Origin of the sequence: Acidovorax sp. DW039 (assembly GCF_037101375.1) — a bacterium.
In the GTDB taxonomy this organism is placed as follows: Bacteria; Pseudomonadota; Gammaproteobacteria; order Burkholderiales; family Burkholderiaceae_C; genus Acidovorax.
In genome coordinates this window covers 4,029,894-4,048,215 of sequence record NZ_AP029019.1, presented here as the reverse complement: position 1 = coordinate 4,048,215, position 18,322 = coordinate 4,029,894, and the positions used below count along the sequence as shown (strand labels likewise).

Here is an 18,322-nt window from a genome sequence, read left to right as displayed (position 1 = left end):
ACCGCGTTGGCGCGGTGAGAGGTTGGTGAAAGTGAAGAGCTGTGAGTGGGTTCGCGGCTGCGGCACGCTGTTACCGGCGGGCAGCTTGCGTTTTTCAACGCTTGGTTGCGATGCACACGGATGTGACTCGTGAGCGGCCCAGGAACGGATAGGGAGCAAAGTGGTTCACAGTTGCTCTTCCAGGAGTGCAGGGGTGTGAGCCTGGGTGACATCGCTGCGCTGTACCACCGAGGCTCTACGGAATGCATGTGCAGCGTGACGCGCGGGCAAACGGTCACCCTCTCCAAACAGGCGCTGGCGCAGCGTGCCTTCAGCGTAGGCCGTCTTGTACAGGCCACGGCTTTGAAGCTCAGGAATGACGAGGTCGATGAAGTCTTCGTAGCTTTCGGGTACCACCGTGCGGCTGAGGTTGAAGCCGTCCACGCCTGTTTCAGCCACCCACGATTGCAGCTCGTCTGCGATCTGCTGAGCATCGCCCACGATGGCAGGGTATCTGCCTCCCAGCGAGAACAGCTCCAGAAGATTGCGTCGTGTCCAGCCGTGTTGTTGGGCGGTGCGGCTCGCCGACTCGATGGCGTTTCCAGGCGAATAGTCGACGGGTTCGTCCAGGTCGTACTGCGCGAAGTCGATACCGGTGCTGGCGGCAAAGTGCGCCAGCCCCGCCTCACGGCTGGCGTAGCGCAGATAGTCGGCGTGCTTTTCGTGTGCTTCTGCTGCGGTGCGACCTGTGACCACTGCTGCCCCGACGAAAACCTTCACGTCTTCGGGTCTGCGACCCGCGAGCACCAATTGCTCACGCAGCGCTTGCACCGTCTTGCGCGCTGCTTGCTTGTTGGGTGGTGAGATGAATACGCACTCAGCGTGCCGCGCCGCGAATTGCTGTCCTCGACCCGAACTACCAGCCTGGAACAGCACTGGCGTACGTTGGGGGGAGGGTTCGCTCAGGTGGTAGCCCTCTACATGAAAGTAGCGGCCCTGGTGTACCACGGGGTGCACTCGATTCGGATCCGCAAATACGCGTGCGGATTTGTCACGCCGTACAGCGCCGTCTTCCCAGCTACCTTCCCACAGCTTGTACAGGACTTCCAGGTATTCGTCCGCCCGCTCGTACCGTTCGTCGTGGGGTAACTGCTGCGGCTGGCCCATGGCTCGGGCGGCGCTGTCCAGGTAGCCGGTCACCACGTTCCACCCAACGCGTCCGTTTGTCAGGTGGTCGAGCGTGGAAAAGCGTCGAGCCAGCAGGTAGGGTGCTTCGTATGACAGGTTGACTGTCACACCAAAACCCAGGTGCTTTGTGGCTGCGGCCATGGCAGGAACCAGCAGCAATGGGTCATTGACGGGTAGTTGTATCGACTCCCGCAGGGGTACGTCCACATTGCCTTGGTACACGTCGTAGGTACCCACGATGTCTGCCAGGAAGAGTCCATCGAACAGGCCTCGCTCCAGGGTGCTGGCTAGATCGGTCCAGTACTCCAGAGTGCGGTAGTCGGCAGACCGGTCGCGCGGATGTGTCCACAGGCCGTGGTTGATGTGACCCACGCAGTTCATGTTGAACGCGTTGAGCAGGATGTGTTTTGGGGCTTGGGTCATGGCGCAGCTTTGGCGTTGGCAGTCAGTGCTCAAGGCTGCTTCAGCCAGGTCAGACGGTAGAGCTTTGCGTCGTTGAGGTAGAACGCATGGATTGCCTTGCGCACCGCGTCCGATGTCTTGTAGATGTTCAGAAACTGCGCGATGCGTGGATCTGCGGCGCGGTCTTTTCGGGCTACGAACTGGATGGCCCACGAGTCGTCTTCATAGCTGGTGTAGGCCAGACCCCTGGTCGCATCGAAGGCCTTCGACGGGATGATGAAATATGGAAAGCCTTGCGCCAGGTCCACATCCTGCGTGGCGCGTACCAGTTGGGGACCTTCAATCTCGACGAACTGCAGCTTCTTCGGGTTGGTCTGGATGTCCGCTGTCGTGCCAAGCAGGCCTGTGTCGGGGCGCAAGGTGATCAAGCCTGCGTGCTGCAGCAACCGCAGCGCCCGCCCGATGTTGACGGGGTCACTGGCAATCGCTACGCGTGCGCCCTGGGGAACGTCTGCCAGGGTTTTGTGTTTGGTGGAGTACAGCCCCAGGTAGGACAGGATGCCCGGCTGCACGCTGACGAAGGGGAATCCTCTGGTACGCACAGCATTCGCAAGGTAGTTGCTGTTCTGGTAGTAGTTCAGGTCAATATCACCTGCATCCAGCGCCACGTTGGGCGTGGTCCAGTCCGTAAATTCCACCACCTGAATCTCCAGGCCCTGCTTGCGTGCCTCAGCAGCCGCTACGGCGACGGAATCGGCAAAGATACCCGGCACAACGCCAATCTTGAGGGGCGCAGCGAGCACGCTTGCGCAGAGTGCTGCCGAGCCCAGAAATACAGAAAGTCTACGCAGAAGTTTGCTTTTCAACATGTTGAGCGAAAGGTTGTGTCCGAGGGAAAGTGAACGATTCAGAGTGCACCGTGGCGTGGCGGAAAGCGACCGTTGAGGTAGAAGTTGCCTACAGCGTGGTACTTCCAGCGCACAGGGTCGTGCAGGGTATGGGTGCGAGCGTTGCGCCAGAAACGGTCCAGTCCCTTCTGGCCCGTGGTGGCAGAGGTGCCAGCCAGTTCGAACAGTCGGGTACCGGCGTCCAGCGATGCGGTGGTGGTGAGGGCACGTGCCTCAGCGACAGCAATGGATGCCTCGGCCACGCTTTGTTCGGTGGCTTGCGCCTGCGCTGCATCTACGAAGCGGGCTGCGCGGCGTACCAGCGCCTCGGCTGCTCGAATGCCCACCGCGATATCCCCCACCTGTTGCACGAGCAGCGGGTCGTCGGCAGCGTGTTCCACGTTTGCATCGATCCAGGGCCGTGCGTGTTCGCGCACATACGGCAGCATGGCAGCAAATGCACCTCGGGCCAGACCCAGATCAATGGACGCGTGCAGAAGCTGTGCCAGTGGCCCGATCGGTGTGGGTCTCTCGAACGAAGCCAGGAACGGAACGACCCAGTGCGGCTCTACGCGTACGCCGTCAAAGCGCACGGAGCCACTGCCCGTGACCCGTTGGCCAAATCCATCCCAGTCGTCGGTAATATGAACGCCCTGCGCTGTGCGCGGTACGAAGGCAAGGTAGGTGACTGGGCGTCCGCTTTCCTCCACGACTGCCAGCGTGGGAATCCAATGCGCAAAAAGAGCTCCTGTGCAGTAGAACTTCTCTCCGTGCAGGTGAAATCCGCCATTGCCATCGGGCACGAGGCGGGTGCGTCGCTGGAAGTCCCGGTGGGTGATTTCTGCCAGTGCGTTGCCGAAGCGCTCTCCCGCGAGCACACGGTTGTAGAAAAAGCGCTTTTGCTCATCGCTGCCGCCCACTCGGAGCACTTCCAGTGCATAGAAGTGGTTCTGCGGAATCTGGCCCAGAGAGCCATCGGCTGCGCTGATCAGGGCCGTGACCTCGGCCAGAATTCCCGCTGACAAGCCGGGTCCATCGTAGGCTTTGGGGACAGTGATGGTCCACAGCCCGGTGGCAACAAAGTCTTCCAGAGCGTCCCAGGGTAGAAGCCGTTCGCGGTCACGTTGCGCAGCGCCGGGGGCAATGTGAGCCGCATAGCGCTGCGCTGCGGTAATGGCCTCGGCATCTGTCGTGATGCGGTGCGGCGTATTGCGAGGCGCTTGCGCAGGCGTTGGCTCTGGGCGGGCGATGGGGTTGGAGTGAATGGGTGCGAGCAGCGCAGACATGGCAGCTTCCTCCTCAGTTCCACGAATGCCGTGCTGGCAACTTGCCGTTGAGGCGGTAGTTGCCGATCAGGTGAAGCTTCCAGCGCACCGGATCGTGCAGCGTATGCACGCGTGCATTGCGCCAATGGCGGTCCAGGTTGTGCGCGGCGCGTGTGGCTGACGAGCCAGCCAGTTCAAACAGTTTTTCACTCGCCAGCAGCGCAATGCGTGTGGTCAGTACCTTGGCCTCAGCCACAGCGACCGAGGCGCGGGCACTGTCGTCAGCGCTGATCGTGGCTTGCGCGGCCAGCGCATCAAAGAGGGTGCCTGTCTCACGCAGCACCTCGCGCGCTGCGTGCAGGTCCATCTGCAGTCGGCCTATATCGGCAATGAGATACGGGTCGTCATATGCGTGCTCTACTCCAGAGTCCACCCACGGCCTGGACCGCTCGTGGACAAAGCGCTGCGCGTCTGCCACGGCAGCTTCGGCAATGCCTTGATCGATGGAGGCCTGCAAGAGCTGGGATGTGGGGCCAAAGAGTCCCGACCGATCGGCGAGTTGCCAGACCGGCAGGACATCGTCGGCCTGCACGGCCACTTCATCGAACACCACCGTGCCGCTGGCCGTGGTGCGTTGGCCGAAGGCGTCCCAGTCGTCGATGACGGTGAGGCCGGGGGCTTCGCGTGGCACCCAGACTTGCACTGCCTGCCCCTCGTCGTTGATGGCCCGCACAGGGATGCGGTGGGCGAACAGTGCTCCAGTGGAATAGAACCGTTTGCCTGTGAGCCTCAGGCCGTTCTCCGTAGCGCGCAGGCGTGTGCCGCTGTGCAAGATGGTGGCTGCACCATCGGCCTTGCGTTCGGGCCCTGCGTTACCCAGGCGGCGGCCAGCGAGCACCTCGCCGTAGAAGCGCCGTTTCTGTGCGTCGGTGCCGATCTCGCGCAGAACGCCCAGCAGACCAAAATGATTCTGTGGGATTTGCCCGAGAGAGGAGTCCGCTGCGTTCAGGATGACGAATACCTCTGCCAGTGTGGAGTAAGACACCTGAGCACCGCCGTAGGCGCGGGGGACGGTGATGGTACCCAGCCCGCTGGCGGACCAGCGGTCCAACTCGTCCCAAGGCAGGATGCGGTGGCGGTCACGCTCAGATGCCCCTGCGGCGAAGTCAGAGGCCAGACGGTGTGCGGCTGCGATGGCCTCGGTGTCTGTGGTGATGCGCTTTACTGGGCCAGGGGGGCTGGGCAGGCGCGGGTGCAGTGAGGGTCGTGCGGTCATATTTTCATTAAAGACCGCGAAGCCTCCTTACGGTACGAAGGAATCAGCGCATGGATATGCGAAATCTTTAGAAGGCTTGCGCCTCAGCCCAGAGGGCTTCCAGTGCTGGAAGCGCCGTTCGGCGGCCGACGGCATGAGGCTCGGCAGGCTGGCTGTAACGCCGCGGGTGGCCCGAGGCCGCAGATGCATGCGGGGCGGTCGTTTGTGCTGAGGGCCCCCAGGTCGGACCTCTTTCATATAAGCACATGCGGTTTTAGTATTTGTCATTGGCATGCTTGATGCAGCATGATGCAAAAAACAAATGCTTGTGCTATGGAAATTCGCCAACTTGAGGCATTCGCTGCAGTCATGACCACCGGAAGCGTGACGGGTGCTGCGCGTCTGCTGGAGAGGTCTCAGCCTGCGATCACCCGATTGGTGCAGGAGCTGGAGGCAGAAATCGGGTATGCCCTTTTTGCGCGCAGTGGTCCCCGAGTCACGCCCACGGAGCAGGCTTACCTGCTCTATGGGGATGTGGAGCGCATGCTCGGCAGCTGGCGCAGCATTCATTCGCGCGCTGCGGAGGTGGGGCGCGGCGGGGTTGCGCAACCCTTGGTGCTTGCGGCAACGTCCGCGCTGGCGGTAGGACTGGTCCCTCAGGCGCTGCATGCACTGCAAGAGTCTTTCGCAGATACGCCGGTGCAATTGCGCTCGGCAGCGCCTGAACAGGTGGTGCACGATGTGCTCAACGGCGTGGTGCAGATGGGGGCCAGCAGCCTCCCGCTGGAGCACAAGGGGCTTCATATCCTCTGGATGGGACAAGCCCCCTGTGTGGCGGTGCTCCCTGCCGGGGATGCGTTGTGCGATTTGCCAGTGGTGCCTGTGCATGCTTTGGCCCAGCGTCGTTGGGTCACCATGAGCAACCCTTATCGCTTGCGGCACAAGCTCAATGCCGCGCTGTCAACCAACGTGGGGCAGGGGATGGGTGCTCAGGCATCAGACTTCATGGGGCCAGCGATCGAGACCAACTCCTCCATCAACGCGCAAGCCATGGTTCGCGCAGGCTTAGGGGTCGCAATACTGGAGCCGCTGACTGCCCTCGGAGCACCCGCAGAGGGTGTGGTGGTGCGCCCCCTTGACGCTTCCGTCCTGTTTGACTTTGGGGTGTTTGTCCTCGCGGGGCGTTCGCCTTCAGGCATGGTGCAGGCGTTGGCGCAGGCCATGCTGGCAGCCGCCCGGGCCGTGCCGGGCTTTGTGCAGCTTGAATCGACAGAGTCCAACCGATGACTACAGCGAGCGTCAACGTCTTCCAGACATCAATCAGTGGTGGCAACCCATCTGACAGCTCTTCTTTGCAGCGGATTTTCCAATGAACTTGCCTTCCCAAAAACCATCTTCTCCAGCCTCTGCTGTGTCCTTTCCAGCTAACGATGCCCCTGGCCTGCCGGCGCTGGAGGCTCGCCTTCGTCAGGACTTGCAGTGGCTCTGCCTGCCGGCAAAACCGTGGGTGCCAGTGCAAACGGTGGACGGTCAACAAGTGCTGGATGTCGCCATCGTGGGCGGTGGCATGGGCGGGCTTGCCTTGGCGGCCTCGCTGCGCAACCTGGGCATACGTGCCCGAATTTTTGACAAGGCACCTGAAGGCTATGAAGGGCCTTGGGCCACAACGGCCCGCATGGAAACCTTGCGAAGCCCCAAGGAGCTGACAGGCCCTGCACTGGGGCTGCCTGCACTGACGTTCAGAGCGTGGTTTGAGGCCCAGTTCGGACTGCAGCAGTGGGAGGCGCTGGACAAGATCCCCCGCTTGCAATGGGCAGACTACCTGCGCTGGTATCGCAAAGTTCTGGGGCTCGATGTGCATAACCACCAACGCCTTCTGGATGTCCAGCCGCGCGGCGACGGCGTGGTGCAGCTGGAACTGGTGGACGAAACTCCGGGTAGCACGCCCCGACATTACTCTGTTCTGGCCCGCCATGCTGTGCTTGCCACGGGGCGTGATGGCTTGGGCGGCCCATGGTTGCCAGACTGGGCGGCGCAAGTTCCACGGCATCAGTGGGTGCACTCTTCGCACGAGTGGGATGGCGAGACACTGCGCGGACTGCGCGTGGCTGTGATCGGGGGAGGCGCCTCGGCGATGGATGCAGCCGCCACAGCGCTGGAACATGGTGCTGCCCGGGTCGACCTGCTGATCCGCCGCAATGAGCTGCCACGGGTCAATAAGGGCAAGGGTGCAGGCAACCCGGGCATGTCGCAGGGCTTCTGGGCCTTGCCGGATGAGTGGAAGTGGCAGTTCCGGCGGTACATCAACGTGTCGCAGGTGCCTCCTCCGCACGGCAGTACCTTGCGTGTCTCCAGGCATGCCAACGCGCATTTCCACCTGGGCGCGCCGGTGCATGGAGTGCAGCCCCGTGGGGATGGATCACTGCGTATTGACACGGGCAAGGGGCCGCTGGCCGCAGATTTTGTGATCTTCTGCACGGGGTTTCGCACGGACTGGGGGCAGCGCCCGGAGTTTGCCCGGCTTGCTCCTCATGTTCGCGTGTGGGGTGACCGCTTCAATGCCCCCGATGGGGTACCGGATGCGGAACTGCTGGGCTCCCCTGACCTGGGGTCCGTGTTTGAATTTCAGCCTCGCATCCCCGGATCGTTGCCGGGGCTGGAGCGTGTGCACTGCTTCAACTATGCGGCTGCGTTATCGCAAGGGGCAGGAGCCGGTGACATTCCGCAGATCAGCGACGGCGCACAACGTTTGGCACGCGGACTGGCTGCAGGTCTGCTGGCTCAAGATGTACAGACCCACTATGACGCCATGGTGGCTTATGCGGAGCCTGAGCTGGACGGAACGGAGTGGACGCCTGCAGTATTTCCGGCTTACGAGGGGGAGTCTGAGGCTGGTGCACCAACTGCTGTGGCGGCACAACCATGAGCGCTGGCTGGCTACTGCGCCGCCTCGGGCAGGCCGCCTTGGTGGTGTGGGTGATGACGCTGATCGTGTTCATCGGTTTGCATTCCATCGGCAATCCGGTGGACATTCTCGTGGGGGATGACATGAACCAGGCCGAGCGTCTGGCGGCGATTGCCCGGCTGGGGCTGGACAAGCCCTTGTGGCAGCAATACCTTGCCTTTGTAGAAGGGGCTTTGCGGGGCCAGCTGGGCAAGAGTTTCGTCTACCAGGAAGACGCCGTGCGTCTCATATTGCACCGCTTGCCCGCAACTCTAGAGCTGGCTGTGGCTGCGCTGCTGCTGGCCGTGTTGCTCGGGGTTCCGCTGGGTTTGTGGGCGGGGATGCGGCCTGAACATCCTCTTTCCAAAGGACTCATGGCGGGCAGCATCGTCGGCTTTTCTCTGCCCGCATTCTGGGTGGCGCTCATGCTGATCATGGTGTTCAGCGTGCAACTGGGCTGGCTGCCCGCCAGTGGCCGGGGGGAGACACGGGCTTTGCTTGGCGTGCAGTGGTCCTGGCTCACCTGGGATGGGTTGCAGCATTTGATGCTGCCCGCTTTGAATCTGGCCTTGTTCAAGATTTCTCTGGTGCTGCGTCTCACGCGTGCAGGTGTACGCGAAGTGCTGCCACAGGATTTTGTGAAGTTTGCGCGTGCCAAGGGGCTTTCTCCGGTGCGCGTGGTGCTCATGCATGTTCTGCGCAATACCTTGATTCCGCTCGTCACCGTTCTGGGCCTGGAGTTGGGATCGACCATTGCCTATGCCGTGGTCACGGAGTCCATTTTTGCCTGGCCAGGGGCGGGAAAGCTCATTCTGGACAGCATCAATTCACTGGACCGCCCTGTGGTGGTGGCGTACCTCATGGTGGTCGTGGTGATTTTTGTGACGTTGAATCTGCTGGTAGATGTGCTCTACCGCTTGCTGGATCCACGTGTGCGGCTTGAGGGTGCCGCATGACCCAAGCCACGTCATCTACTGTGAGAGAGAGATCCCTTTGGTGGCAGATTGCGGCAGATTTCGCACAGTCCAGAGTTGCCATGGCCGGACTGATCGTGCTCGTGATTGTGAGCATCGCAGCCCTGTGCGCTCCATGGATCACTCCGCAGAATCCCTATGACCTCATGCAACTGGACGTGATGGATGCGAGACTGGCACCAGGCAGCCCCAGTGCCGAGGGCCATTACACCTATGTGCTGGGCACAGATGGACAAGGGCGCGATCTCTATTCCGCCATCGTCTATGGCTTGCGTATCAGCCTGTTTGTAGGGATTGGTTCTGCCTTGATTGCTGCAGTGCTGGGCACTTTGCTGGGGCTGGTGGCCGCCTACGCCGGAGGCAAGGTGGACGCTGCACTGATGCGGCTGGTGGATTTGCTGCTGTCCTTTCCCACCATCTTGATGGCGCTGATGATGCTTGCCTACATGGGCAAGGGAATCGGCAATGTGGTGCTCACGCTGGTACTGCTGGAGTGGGCCTATTACGCACGCACCGCCCGAGGCCAGGCACTGGTGGAGGCACGGCGTGAATACGTCGAGGCGGCTCGGGGGCAGGGCATTGGGCCTTGGCGCATTGTGATGGGGCATATCCTGCCCAATTGCCTGCCGCCCCTTCTGGTGATTGGAGCGCTGCAGGTGGCGCGAGCCATCACGCTGGAGGCGACCCTGTCCTTCCTCGGACTCGGCGTACCCATCACCGAGCCCTCGCTAGGGCTATTGATCTCCAACGGCTACCAATACTTGTTGTCCAACGAATACTGGATCAGCTTCTTTCCAGGCCTGGCTTTGCTGGCCACCATCGTTGCCATCAACCTGGTGGGTGACCAATTGCGCGATGTACTGAACCCGAGGTTGCAGAAATGAGGCACTTCGACAAAGGCTATGCCTTGACCTTTTGGGGGGTGGACACCTCAATGAAGGATGCAAATGAGTAATCACCTGCTGGAAGTGCGCAATCTCGTGACCCGCTTCCACACCCGCGCGGGGGTGCTGCCGGTGGTGGACGATGTGTCCTTCACCTTGGGAAGGGGCAAAGTGTTGGGCCTGGTGGGCGAATCGGGCTCCGGCAAATCGGTCACCGGCTTCTCCATCATGGGCTTGGTGGATGCGCCCGGGCGCATCGAGTCGGGCCAGGTGTTGTTGCATGGCCAGGACATTACCCATCTGCCAGAAGCAGAGCGGCGCAAGCTGCGGGGTAACCGCATGGCCATGATCTTTCAGGACCCGATGGCCACCCTCAATCCGGTCTTGCGCATTGATGTGCAGATGATCGAAGCCGTACAGGCCCATCGCAAAACTTCCAAAGCCGAGGCTGCCGAGCAGGCCGCGCAGACTCTGGCGCTGATGGGCATACCCAGCCCCCGCGAGCGCCTGTTGACCTACCCCCACCAGTTGTCTGGGGGTATGCGCCAGCGTGTGGCGATCGCCATCGCGATGCTGCACGGCCCCGACCTCATCATCGCCGACGAGCCTACCACTGCACTGGATGTCACCATTCAGGCCCAGATCCTTTCCGAGGTGCAAAAGCTTGTACGTGATCGGGGTACCTCACTGATCTGGATCAGTCATGACTTGTCTGTGGTGGCGGGCCTGGCCGATGAAATTGCTGTGATGTACGCCGGCCGGATCGTGGAGCAGGGGGACGTGGACCAGGTGCTGGACAACCCTCAGCACCCGTATACCCAAGGCCTGATAGGCAGCCTGCCCAGCGCCAACCGCCGTGGAGAGCGCTTGCGGCAGATCCCGGGCATGGCTCCTCAATTGCTGAACATGCCCGAAGGGTGCGCCTTTGCTCCCCGCTGCCAGCGCGCTAGCGCAGCCTGCACTCAGCGTCCTCAGCTCACGCCCGTTGCCCCTGAGCAAGGTGCCACCGTACACAGGGTGCGTTGCTTTCATCCTGGAGCAGGGACTGTCACCACCGTCCAGGAGGCCGCATGAGTAACCATTCGACGCCTTTGATTGAGCTGCGTGGGGTCGCCCAGCGCTTTGGAAGCCGACCGCAGCCAGGCCGGTTTGGCCAGTGGCTACGCCGCCTCGGCATGAACCAGCCGCCTGTGATCACGCATGCGGTCGATGGGGTCGACCTGCAAGTACATCCGGGTGAAGTGGTGGGGCTGGTAGGAGAGTCTGGCTGCGGCAAGTCCACCTTGGGACGCATGGCTGCAGGGCTTTTGGCTCCCACCGAGGGCGAGGTCCTGGTGCAAGGTCGGCCACTGCACAATCTGCAAGGGGCCGACCGGGTTGCTGCCAGACTGGCGACGCAGATGGTTTTTCAGGACCCCTTTGGAAGTCTGAACCCCCGTTTGCGGGTGGCGCGTATCGTGGGTGAAGCCGCCCGCCTGCATGGGTTGACCGATGCCGCAGGGGAAGACGACTACGTGTGTGCCCAGCTCGAGCGCGCGGGGTTGGACCCGGCACTGCGTTTTCGCTACCCGCACCAATTCAGCGGAGGCCAGCGCCAGCGCATTGGCATCGCCCGTGCGCTGGCCGTGGGGCCCACTCTGCTGGTTTGCGACGAAGCCGTGGCCGCCCTGGATGTTTCAATCCAGGCGCAGATATTGAACCTGTTCATGGACCTGCGAGACCAGCTGGGGCTGGCCTACCTGTTCATCAGCCATGACCTGGGTGTGATCGAACACCTGTGTGACCGTGTCGCGGTGATGTACCTGGGGCGTGTGGTGGAAACGGCTCCGGTAGAAGAGTTGTTTGCCCGGCCCAACCATCCTTACACCCGTGCGCTGCTGGCGGAAATTCCTCGCATCAGCAACCGAGGTGCTCGCTTTGGTGGCATCCGGGGGGAAATTCCCAGCCCCATCCATCCGCCTTCAGGTTGCCACTTCCATCCACGCTGCCCCCACGCCATCCCGCGTTGTGCTGTTGAGGTACCTACGTTGCGCGGCATTGCAGTGCGGCACGCCAGCGCCTGCCATCTCAATGAGACCGCATCTGGGTCTTGAAGAGAAGTCCTCAGCCGCATGCCCGTTCAGTGGCCTGTCTTTTACCGCCCTTTCAGGAGATCATTCCCATGACCACCCTTCGTATCACAGCCATCGCTGCTGCAGCCTTGCTGGTTGCCAGCGCCCATGCGCAGAATCTCTCGATTGCCTTTGCCGACCCCATTTCCTCGGTAGATCCACAACTCAACAACCATGCCGGAGATCGCTCTTTGGCGCTGCATTTTTGGGATTCCATCATCAACTCACGTGACGGTGGAAAGCTCGAACCCGCGCTGGCATCCTCGTGGAAGTCACTCGATGAAAAGACCTGGGAATTCAAGCTGCGCAACGACATCAAGTGGCAAGACGGCAAGCCTATGACGGCTGACGACATCGTGTTCTCGTTCACCCGTGCTCGCAATGTGCCGGGTTCCGTGGCATCTTATGCAGGAGCTTTGCGAACGGTGGAGTCCGTGACCGCCAAGGATGCACATACGGTGATCGTCAAGACCAACACCCCCAACCCCATGCTGCCACTGGAGGTCGCCTCGATCTATGTCGTAAGCAAGCATGTGGGTGAAAAGAGCCAGACCGAAGACTACAACGCTGGCCGCGCCGTTGTCGGCACTGGGCCCTACAAGCTGGTGTCATTCACGCCTGGCGATCGTACGGTGATGGAGCGCAACCCTGGCTACTACGGCCCCAAGGCGGAATGGGATAAGGTGACCTACCGCTTCATCAGCAATGGTGCCGCTCGTACAGCTGCCTTGCTTGCAGGCGACGTAGACGTGATTGACAAGGTGGCTGTGACCGATGTGGAAAAGCTGCGCAAGACTTCATCGGTCAGCGTCTTTACCTACCCAGGCCTGCGTGTGCTGCTGCTGCAACCTAGCTTCCGTGCGGGGGCTAACGAGTTCATTACCGACAACGCAGGCAAGCCGCTGGCTGAGAATCCACTGCGTGACCAACGCGTACGCCAGGCCCTTTCGGTGGCTATCAATCGCAAAGCCCTGGCAGACCGGGTGCTGCAGGGGACTGTGACAGAGGCCAACCAATGGATGCCTAAAGGCAGCTTTGGCTACAACCCCGAAGTCAAAGACATTGCCTACAACCCGGAACAGGCCAAGAAGCTGCTGGCCGACTCGGGTTTCGCGCAGGGCTTCCAGATCACTATCCACGTGCCAGGCGATCGTTACCCGCAGGCTCCGGAAACGGTGCAGGCTGTAGCCCAGTTCTGGAGCCGTGTCGGGGTGAAGACCAAGGTGGAGGTCGTGCCTTGGGCTGCTTATTCCAGCCGGGCCAACAAGAACGATTACGCCGTGAGCGTGATTGCGTGGGGCAACGGCACGGGGGAGGCGGGCTATGGCCTGCTTCAGACACTGGCCACTACCGATGCCAAGCGCGGTCGCGGAGCCAACAACTGGGGCCGCTACAGCAACGAGGCAGTGGACAAGGCGCTGGATGCCGCCACAGTGGAGTTCTCGGCCGACCGCCGTGCAGCGATCTTCCGCCACGCTGCCAAGTTGGTGACGGATGACGTGGGCCACATTCCGCTCTTCCACTACCAGAATATCTGGGCTGCCAAGAAAGGCTTGAAGGTCACGCCGCTACTCAGTGACCGTACCTCTGCGCTCCAGGTAACGCGTGTGGGCAAGTGACGCAGACTGAGCTCCGTTCATGACTGCAGTATTGGCCATTACACCCTCCGATGCACTGATCGATGTGCCTCGCCGTATCTTTGTGGAGGGGCTTCAATCTGGTGAGTGCATTCGTCTGCACAGCACCACGTTGCGCGGGCCGGGTGTTGCCTGGCGTGCGCAAGCCGACTTTGTGGCTGACGCACAGGGGCAGGTCGATTTGTTGCGCGATGCACCAATATCTGGCTCCTACTCCGGCGTTTCATCCATGGGTCTGATGTGGTCACAAGTGCCTGACGACGGCCGTGCACCCCGTGAGATTTTTGCGGCGCATCCTTGGGAAGCGCTTGAAACCCATGTGGTTCTGGAACGGCAACCGGGCTTGCGTAGCGCCAGCGATGTCACCGAAGCCTGGCTTCTCCAAACTCTGGCTGGGCAGGGGGTGGTGCGACAAGAGGTGCGGGAAGCGGGCGTGGTGGGCACATTGTTCACACCCCCTCCCAGGGCCGATGGCATGTCGCCCCCGGTGATCGTGGTGCTCAACGGATCCGGTGGCGGAATCAATGAACCGCGTGCAGCACTGTACGCATCCCATGGCTACGCTGCCTTGGCGCTGGGGTACTTCAAAGCGCCTGGGTTGCCGGACTACATCTCCAATACTCCGCTGGAGTATTTTGAGAATGCATTGCAATGGGTGCATCGCACGCTGCGCCCCGCTGGGGGACGTGTTGCGCTTAGCGGGCAGTCACGGGGCGGAGAACTGGTACTGCTGCTTGCGTCGATGTTCCCCCAATGGGTGTCTGCTGTGGTGGCCTACGTTCCCGGCGCAGTGGTGCACAGTGCCCAGAATGCTTGTGACCCCCGCTTGGGATCAGACAGCCGCAACGGCCCTGCGTGGCTCTACCAGGGCAAGGCGCTGCCGCACTTGTGGCAGGGCAATCGTACGGCCACATGGCAACCTTGGGATGAGGGGCCTGAGCCACGTCGCCACGCCAATGCGCTTCTCACAGCGTTACAAGACCCAGAGGCCGTGCAGCGAGCGTCGATTGCCGTAGAGCGCATCCGCGGGCCTGTGCTTCTCCTTTCGGCGTCGGATGACGGCTCTTGGCCCTCTAGCCTCTACAGCCGCATGGTGGTGGAGCGCCTTGAGCGGCATCGTCATCCATACGCTGTGAAGCATTTGGATTTTGAGGGAGCAGGGCATTCGATTCTCTTCCCCTACATGCCCACAACGCAGCTGGTCTATGCCCATCCTGTATCGGGTCGATTGAGCACGACCGGCGGAGCACCCAGTCCTAACGCACTGGCAGATGAGCAGTCTTGGATAGGCGTGCTCTCATTTTTGAAGCAAGCTTTCTTTGCCTGTTAAGCGCAAGAGAGCAAAAAACATTCAACTGTTGATTCGGAGACAGCTATATGTCCAATTTTTCATCGGTCACTGGACCATCTGACAGTGATGTGATTGATCAGCTGCTTGGGTTTTCCCAGGACGATCCCATGCATGTGGTGCGGTACCAGCGCGACAAAGTGGTGGCTGCAACCCAGGGCAGCTACGATGGCTTGTTCGATCCTGCGCTCCCCGGCCTGGGGTTGGCCGAACGCTTGCTGGTGGCATTGCTCATCGCTCGTCTTTCGGGTAGCGGCCGTCTGGAAGCGCACTACCTTGCTCGACTGAATGCGTTGCACGCCACCAGCCCCCTGTCCGCCGCGGAGCAGCGAGCGCTGGACGCCAACGCTGTGTCTACGGCACCCCAGGATGATGCGTTCACCGGTGCAGAAGACGCTCGGTTGCGGGCTATCCTGACTTTTGCCCATACCCTGGCGCTGCGCCCGGTAGAGGGTGACCGGGACGCCTTGTTGCGGTTGCCGGAGGCAGGCCTGACCACGCCTGAGGTGGTGGTTTTGGCTCAGCTGATTGCCTTTGTCGCATACCAGGTGCGGGTGGTTGCAGGCCTGCAAGCGCTGGGCCAACTGAGCCATGTCAGCGAATCTGCGACGGCATCGAGCGTTGCTGGAGACACCTCGCCTTTTGTGCACCCAGCTCATCTGCCCAAGCCCGGCGAGCCTGTCCGCGTGAACGGTTTCACCAGTGAAACTCTGGGCTGGAAAGCATGGTTGCCAGTGGTTGCGCTGGACCAGGCCACGCCCGAGCAGATCGCAGTGCTGGAAGCAAGTCATCCGGCAGCCAAAACATCAGACTACTACCGCGTGCTGGTGCACCAGCCACGTATCCTGCAAGAGCGATCCATCGCTTTCAACGCCATCATGTATGCGCCTGGAGGTCTTTCGCGCGCAGAGCGAGAGCTTGCCAGTGCCGTGGTGTCGCGCGTGAATCGATGCGTGTATTGCGCTTCTGTCCACGCTCAACGCTTTGAGCAACTGGCCAAGCGCAACGATGTCATCTACCAGGTGTTTGCCGATCCGCAGGGTGCAGGAACCAACGCTCGGGAAAAGGCCATTGTGCAGGCGTCCATCGATTTGACTTCAGCGCCTGGTCAGTTCGGCCCGGATCAGCTACGTCCGGTCAAGGCTGCTGGCCTGTCTACGCTGGAAATCATCGATCTCATCCATGCGATTGCGATCTTTGCTTGGGCGAACCGGTTGATGCTGAATTTGGGCGAAGCCGTGATTCCGAGTCCCTGAAATGCCGTAGGGATGCCTGTCTCTGCGTGGTACAGAGAGAGGCGTCGGATTTTTTGCTTCTAACGATCAAATTTTTTATTCGTTTCTCTTATTGATCGACTTCCGTAAATTGGTAGCCAGTTGCTTGTGTAGACGTATTGATGTCGAGACTTTTGAATGGCTGCCAATTTCGCTATTGCTGACTCTCCGGCCAGAACCGCGAGTTCAATCCACATTTCGCCGTTGGGTGACCATCTGGGGGCAGAAGTTTGGGGTCTGGATATGTCCGAGCCCCTGTCTTCGGAGGATTTCAGTCGCATTCACCAAGCGCATCTGGAGCACCATGTGCTGGTGTTCCGCGAGCAGCACATCACGCCATCTCAGCAAGTCGAGTTCAGCCGACGTTTTGGTCCTTTGCAAATCCATGTGCTGAGTCAGTTCGCGCTGGCCGGGCATCCTGAGATCCTCATCATCTCCAACATCAAGGAAAACGGTCAGCCCATTGGCCTGGGCGATGCCGGACACTTCTGGCACTCGGACCTTTCTTACGTGGAAAAGCCCAGCCTGGGCTCCATGCTGCATGCGCAGGAGCTGCCCGCTGAGGGCGGTGACACGCTGTTTGCCAACCAGCACCTGGCTTGGGACTGGCTACCCGAGCACCTTAAAACCGCTGTGCAAGGCCTGCACGCTGAGCACACCTATCTGGCGCGCTACGAAGAGCTGCGTGCACGCAACCCCTGGCGGCCCCAGCTCACCCAAGAGCAGATCGACAAGGTCAAGCCTGTAGTCCATCCGGTGGTGCGCACCCACCCTGAAAACGGGCGCAAGGCGCTCTTTGTGAGCGAGCATTTCACCACCCGCATTGTTGGCCTCCCAGAAGATGAGAGCCGTGACCTGCTGGGCCAGTTGTTTGCCCACAGCACACAGCCAGCCTTGCAATATCGCCATGTTTGGCAGCCGGGGGATATGGTGTTCTGGGACAACCGCTCGGTCGTGCATCTGGCGACCGGCACGCCGGACCACCTGCGCCGCAAGCTCTATCGCACCACCATCGAAGGCTCCGTGCCTTATTGATCGGCCTGCAGGCCACATCGCTCTACTTTTTGCCCCTTCATAAAGCCTGGTTGAACCCAGGTGGGCCGCAGCATTCTCTGGAGAAAACCACCATGACCTCTGTTCTTCCCTCCCATCGCCGTCGCTGGGTGCGCCGAGCTACCTCTTTGCTGGCGGGCGCAAGCCTGCTGGTTGCTGGTTGGTCCTTCTCTGCCGCCGCGCGGGCGGAAGGGCAATTGCGCATTGCCGAGCAGTTCGGCATCGTCTACCTCTTGCTCAACGTCGCACAGGAGCAAAAGCTCATTGAAAAGCATGGCCGTGAGGCCGGGGTGGAAGTAAAGGTAGACTGGGTCAAGCTCTCGGGCGGCTCGGCCGTGAACGATGCGCTGCTGTCTGGCTCCATCGACATTGCTGGGGCGGGCGTGGGGCCACTGCTCACGCTGTGGGACCGCACCTATGGCAAGCAGAACGTGCGCGGCGTGGCCTCGCTGGGCAACTTTCCGTACTACCTGGTGAGCAACAACCCCAACGTGAAGTCCATCGCTGACTTCACCGACAAAGACCGCATTGCACTGCCTGCCGTGGGCGTATCGGTGCAGTCTCGAGTGCTGCAACTGGCCTCGGCCAAGCTGTGGGGCGACAAGGAGTTTGCGCGCCTGGACAAGATCAGCTTAGCCGTGCCCCACCCCGAGGCGGCAGCGGCCATCATTAAGGGGGGCACTGAAATCACGGGGCATTTTGGCAATCCGCCGTTCCAAGAGCAGGAGCTGGCCGGCAACCCCAATGCGCGCATCGTGCTCAAGTCCTACGACGTGCTGGGCGGCCCGGCATCGGCCACGGTGCTCTATGCCACCGAGAAATTCCGTAAAGAGAATCCCAAGACCTACAAGGCCTTCATCGGTGCCTTGACCGAGGCTGCTCAGTTCGCTACTGCCAATCCCGAGAAGGCCGCGGACATCTATATCAAGGTAGCCAACGCCAAGATTGATCGGGACTTCCTCATCAAGATCATCAAGAACCCGGAAGTGCAGTTCAAGATCGCTCCGCAGAACACTTTTGCCCTGGCCGAATTCATGCACCGCGTAGGGGTCATCAAGAACAAGCCTGCGTCATTCAAAGATTACTTTTTTGACGATGCGCATGTTGCATCCGGGAGCTGA

Annotated in this window: 15 protein-coding genes; 11 read left to right on the top strand and 4 right to left on the bottom strand. The window is 61.0% G+C overall.

The genetic code is table 11. From position 1 onward, the window contains the following. Positions 1 to 165: 165 nt before the first annotated feature. Genes AACH87_RS18115 through AACH87_RS18100 form a run of 4 tightly spaced genes read right to left on the bottom strand, consistent with a single transcriptional unit; the run spans position 166 to position 4,997 of the window. Positions 166 to 1,590 carry an LLM class flavin-dependent oxidoreductase gene (locus AACH87_RS18115; protein ID WP_338795919.1) on the bottom strand — a complete coding sequence of 475 codons (1,425 nt, stop codon included), beginning with the start codon at positions 1,588 to 1,590 and terminating at the stop codon, positions 166 to 168. A 29-nt stretch (positions 1,591 to 1,619) separates the two neighbouring features. After that, on the bottom strand, positions 1,620 to 2,438 hold the full coding sequence (locus AACH87_RS18110; RefSeq protein WP_338795917.1) for a MetQ/NlpA family ABC transporter substrate-binding protein: 819 nt from the start codon (positions 2,436 to 2,438) through the stop codon (positions 1,620 to 1,622). A gap of 38 nt (positions 2,439 to 2,476) precedes the next feature. Continuing rightward, positions 2,477 to 3,742 carry an SfnB family sulfur acquisition oxidoreductase gene (locus tag AACH87_RS18105; protein ID WP_338795916.1) on the bottom strand — a complete coding sequence of 422 codons (1,266 nt, stop codon included), beginning with the start codon at positions 3,740 to 3,742 and terminating at the stop codon, positions 2,477 to 2,479. A 13-nt stretch (positions 3,743 to 3,755) separates the two neighbouring features. Continuing rightward, positions 3,756 to 4,997 (bottom strand): SfnB family sulfur acquisition oxidoreductase, encoded by a 1,242-nt coding sequence (locus tag AACH87_RS18100; RefSeq protein ID WP_338795915.1) that lies wholly within the window; start codon positions 4,995 to 4,997, stop codon positions 3,756 to 3,758. Positions 4,998 to 5,282: 285 nt separating this feature from the next. On the opposite strand from AACH87_RS18100, the gene AACH87_RS18095 reads away from it, so the two are divergent. The 11 genes from AACH87_RS18095 (at position 5,283) to AACH87_RS18045 (ending at position 18,322) form a co-directional block, all read left to right on the top strand. Then, positions 5,283 to 6,263, top strand: coding sequence for a LysR family transcriptional regulator (locus AACH87_RS18095; RefSeq protein WP_338795914.1), 981 nt, complete (start codon positions 5,283 to 5,285; stop codon positions 6,261 to 6,263). A gap of 82 nt (positions 6,264 to 6,345) precedes the next feature. Then, positions 6,346 to 7,902, top strand: a complete 1,557-nt coding sequence (locus tag AACH87_RS18090; RefSeq protein WP_338795913.1) for an NAD(P)/FAD-dependent oxidoreductase — start codon at positions 6,346 to 6,348, stop codon at positions 7,900 to 7,902. After that, positions 7,899 to 8,876 carry an ABC transporter permease gene (locus AACH87_RS18085; RefSeq protein ID WP_338795912.1) on the top strand — a complete coding sequence of 326 codons (978 nt, stop codon included), beginning with the start codon at positions 7,899 to 7,901 and terminating at the stop codon, positions 8,874 to 8,876. Before AACH87_RS18090 ends, AACH87_RS18085 begins: the two co-directional genes overlap by 4 nt. Next, positions 8,873 to 9,778 (top strand): ABC transporter permease, encoded by a 906-nt coding sequence (locus tag AACH87_RS18080; RefSeq protein WP_338795911.1) that lies wholly within the window; start codon positions 8,873 to 8,875, stop codon positions 9,776 to 9,778. Before AACH87_RS18085 ends, AACH87_RS18080 begins: the two co-directional genes overlap by 4 nt. Positions 9,779 to 9,841: 63 nt before the next feature. Further along, positions 9,842 to 10,852, top strand: a complete 1,011-nt coding sequence (locus AACH87_RS18075) for an ABC transporter ATP-binding protein (protein WP_338795909.1) — start codon at positions 9,842 to 9,844, stop codon at positions 10,850 to 10,852. After that, on the top strand, positions 10,849 to 11,871 hold the full coding sequence (locus AACH87_RS18070; protein ID WP_338795907.1) for an ABC transporter ATP-binding protein: 1,023 nt from the start codon (positions 10,849 to 10,851) through the stop codon (positions 11,869 to 11,871). The genes AACH87_RS18075 and AACH87_RS18070 overlap by 4 nt, the downstream gene beginning before the upstream one ends. Before the next feature lie 68 nt (positions 11,872 to 11,939). After that, a complete protein-coding gene (locus AACH87_RS18065; RefSeq protein WP_338795906.1) occupies positions 11,940 to 13,508 on the top strand; it encodes an ABC transporter substrate-binding protein in 1,569 nt (522 codons plus the stop codon). Positions 13,509 to 13,527: 19 nt separating this feature from the next. Then, positions 13,528 to 14,856, top strand: coding sequence for an acyl-CoA thioester hydrolase/BAAT C-terminal domain-containing protein (locus AACH87_RS18060; protein ID WP_338795905.1), 1,329 nt, complete (start codon positions 13,528 to 13,530; stop codon positions 14,854 to 14,856). 47 nt (positions 14,857 to 14,903) lie between these two features. Then, positions 14,904 to 16,130, top strand: a complete 1,227-nt coding sequence (locus tag AACH87_RS18055; RefSeq protein ID WP_338795904.1) for a CMD domain protein — start codon at positions 14,904 to 14,906, stop codon at positions 16,128 to 16,130. Between the two features lie 156 nt (positions 16,131 to 16,286). Beyond that, positions 16,287 to 17,183 (top strand): TauD/TfdA family dioxygenase, encoded by an 897-nt coding sequence (locus tag AACH87_RS18050; protein ID WP_338795902.1) that lies wholly within the window; start codon positions 16,287 to 16,289, stop codon positions 17,181 to 17,183. Positions 17,184 to 17,275: 92 nt separating this feature from the next. Beyond that, positions 17,276 to 18,322: an ABC transporter substrate-binding protein gene (locus tag AACH87_RS18045; RefSeq protein WP_338795901.1), complete on the top strand. Its 1,047-nt coding sequence runs from the start codon at positions 17,276 to 17,278 to the stop codon at positions 18,320 to 18,322.

Excerpts from the sequence above, each read along its gene's own strand:
- AACH87_RS18115 (WP_338795919.1), bottom strand. The coding sequence starts at position 1,590 with ATGACCCAAGCCCCAAAACACATCCTGCTCAACGCGTTCAACATGAAC.
- AACH87_RS18110 (WP_338795917.1), bottom strand. The coding sequence starts at position 2,438 with ATGTTGAAAAGCAAACTTCTGCGTAGACTTTCTGTATTTCTGGGCTCG.
- AACH87_RS18105 (WP_338795916.1), bottom strand. The coding sequence starts at position 3,742 with ATGTCTGCGCTGCTCGCACCCATTCACTCCAACCCCATCGCCCGCCCA.
- AACH87_RS18100 (WP_338795915.1), bottom strand. The coding sequence starts at position 4,997 with ATGACCGCACGACCCTCACTGCACCCGCGCCTGCCCAGCCCCCCTGGC.
- AACH87_RS18095 (WP_338795914.1), top strand. The coding sequence starts at position 5,283 with ATGATGCAAAAAACAAATGCTTGTGCTATGGAAATTCGCCAACTTGAG.
- AACH87_RS18090 (WP_338795913.1), top strand. The coding sequence starts at position 6,346 with ATGAACTTGCCTTCCCAAAAACCATCTTCTCCAGCCTCTGCTGTGTCC.
- AACH87_RS18085 (WP_338795912.1), top strand. The coding sequence starts at position 7,899 with ATGAGCGCTGGCTGGCTACTGCGCCGCCTCGGGCAGGCCGCCTTGGTG.
- AACH87_RS18080 (WP_338795911.1), top strand. The coding sequence starts at position 8,873 with ATGACCCAAGCCACGTCATCTACTGTGAGAGAGAGATCCCTTTGGTGG.
- AACH87_RS18075 (WP_338795909.1), top strand. The coding sequence starts at position 9,842 with ATGAGTAATCACCTGCTGGAAGTGCGCAATCTCGTGACCCGCTTCCAC.
- AACH87_RS18070 (WP_338795907.1), top strand. The coding sequence starts at position 10,849 with ATGAGTAACCATTCGACGCCTTTGATTGAGCTGCGTGGGGTCGCCCAG.
- AACH87_RS18065 (WP_338795906.1), top strand. The coding sequence starts at position 11,940 with ATGACCACCCTTCGTATCACAGCCATCGCTGCTGCAGCCTTGCTGGTT.
- AACH87_RS18060 (WP_338795905.1), top strand. The coding sequence starts at position 13,528 with ATGACTGCAGTATTGGCCATTACACCCTCCGATGCACTGATCGATGTG.
- AACH87_RS18055 (WP_338795904.1), top strand. The coding sequence starts at position 14,904 with ATGTCCAATTTTTCATCGGTCACTGGACCATCTGACAGTGATGTGATT.
- AACH87_RS18050 (WP_338795902.1), top strand. The coding sequence starts at position 16,287 with ATGGCTGCCAATTTCGCTATTGCTGACTCTCCGGCCAGAACCGCGAGT.
- AACH87_RS18045 (WP_338795901.1), top strand. The coding sequence starts at position 17,276 with ATGACCTCTGTTCTTCCCTCCCATCGCCGTCGCTGGGTGCGCCGAGCT.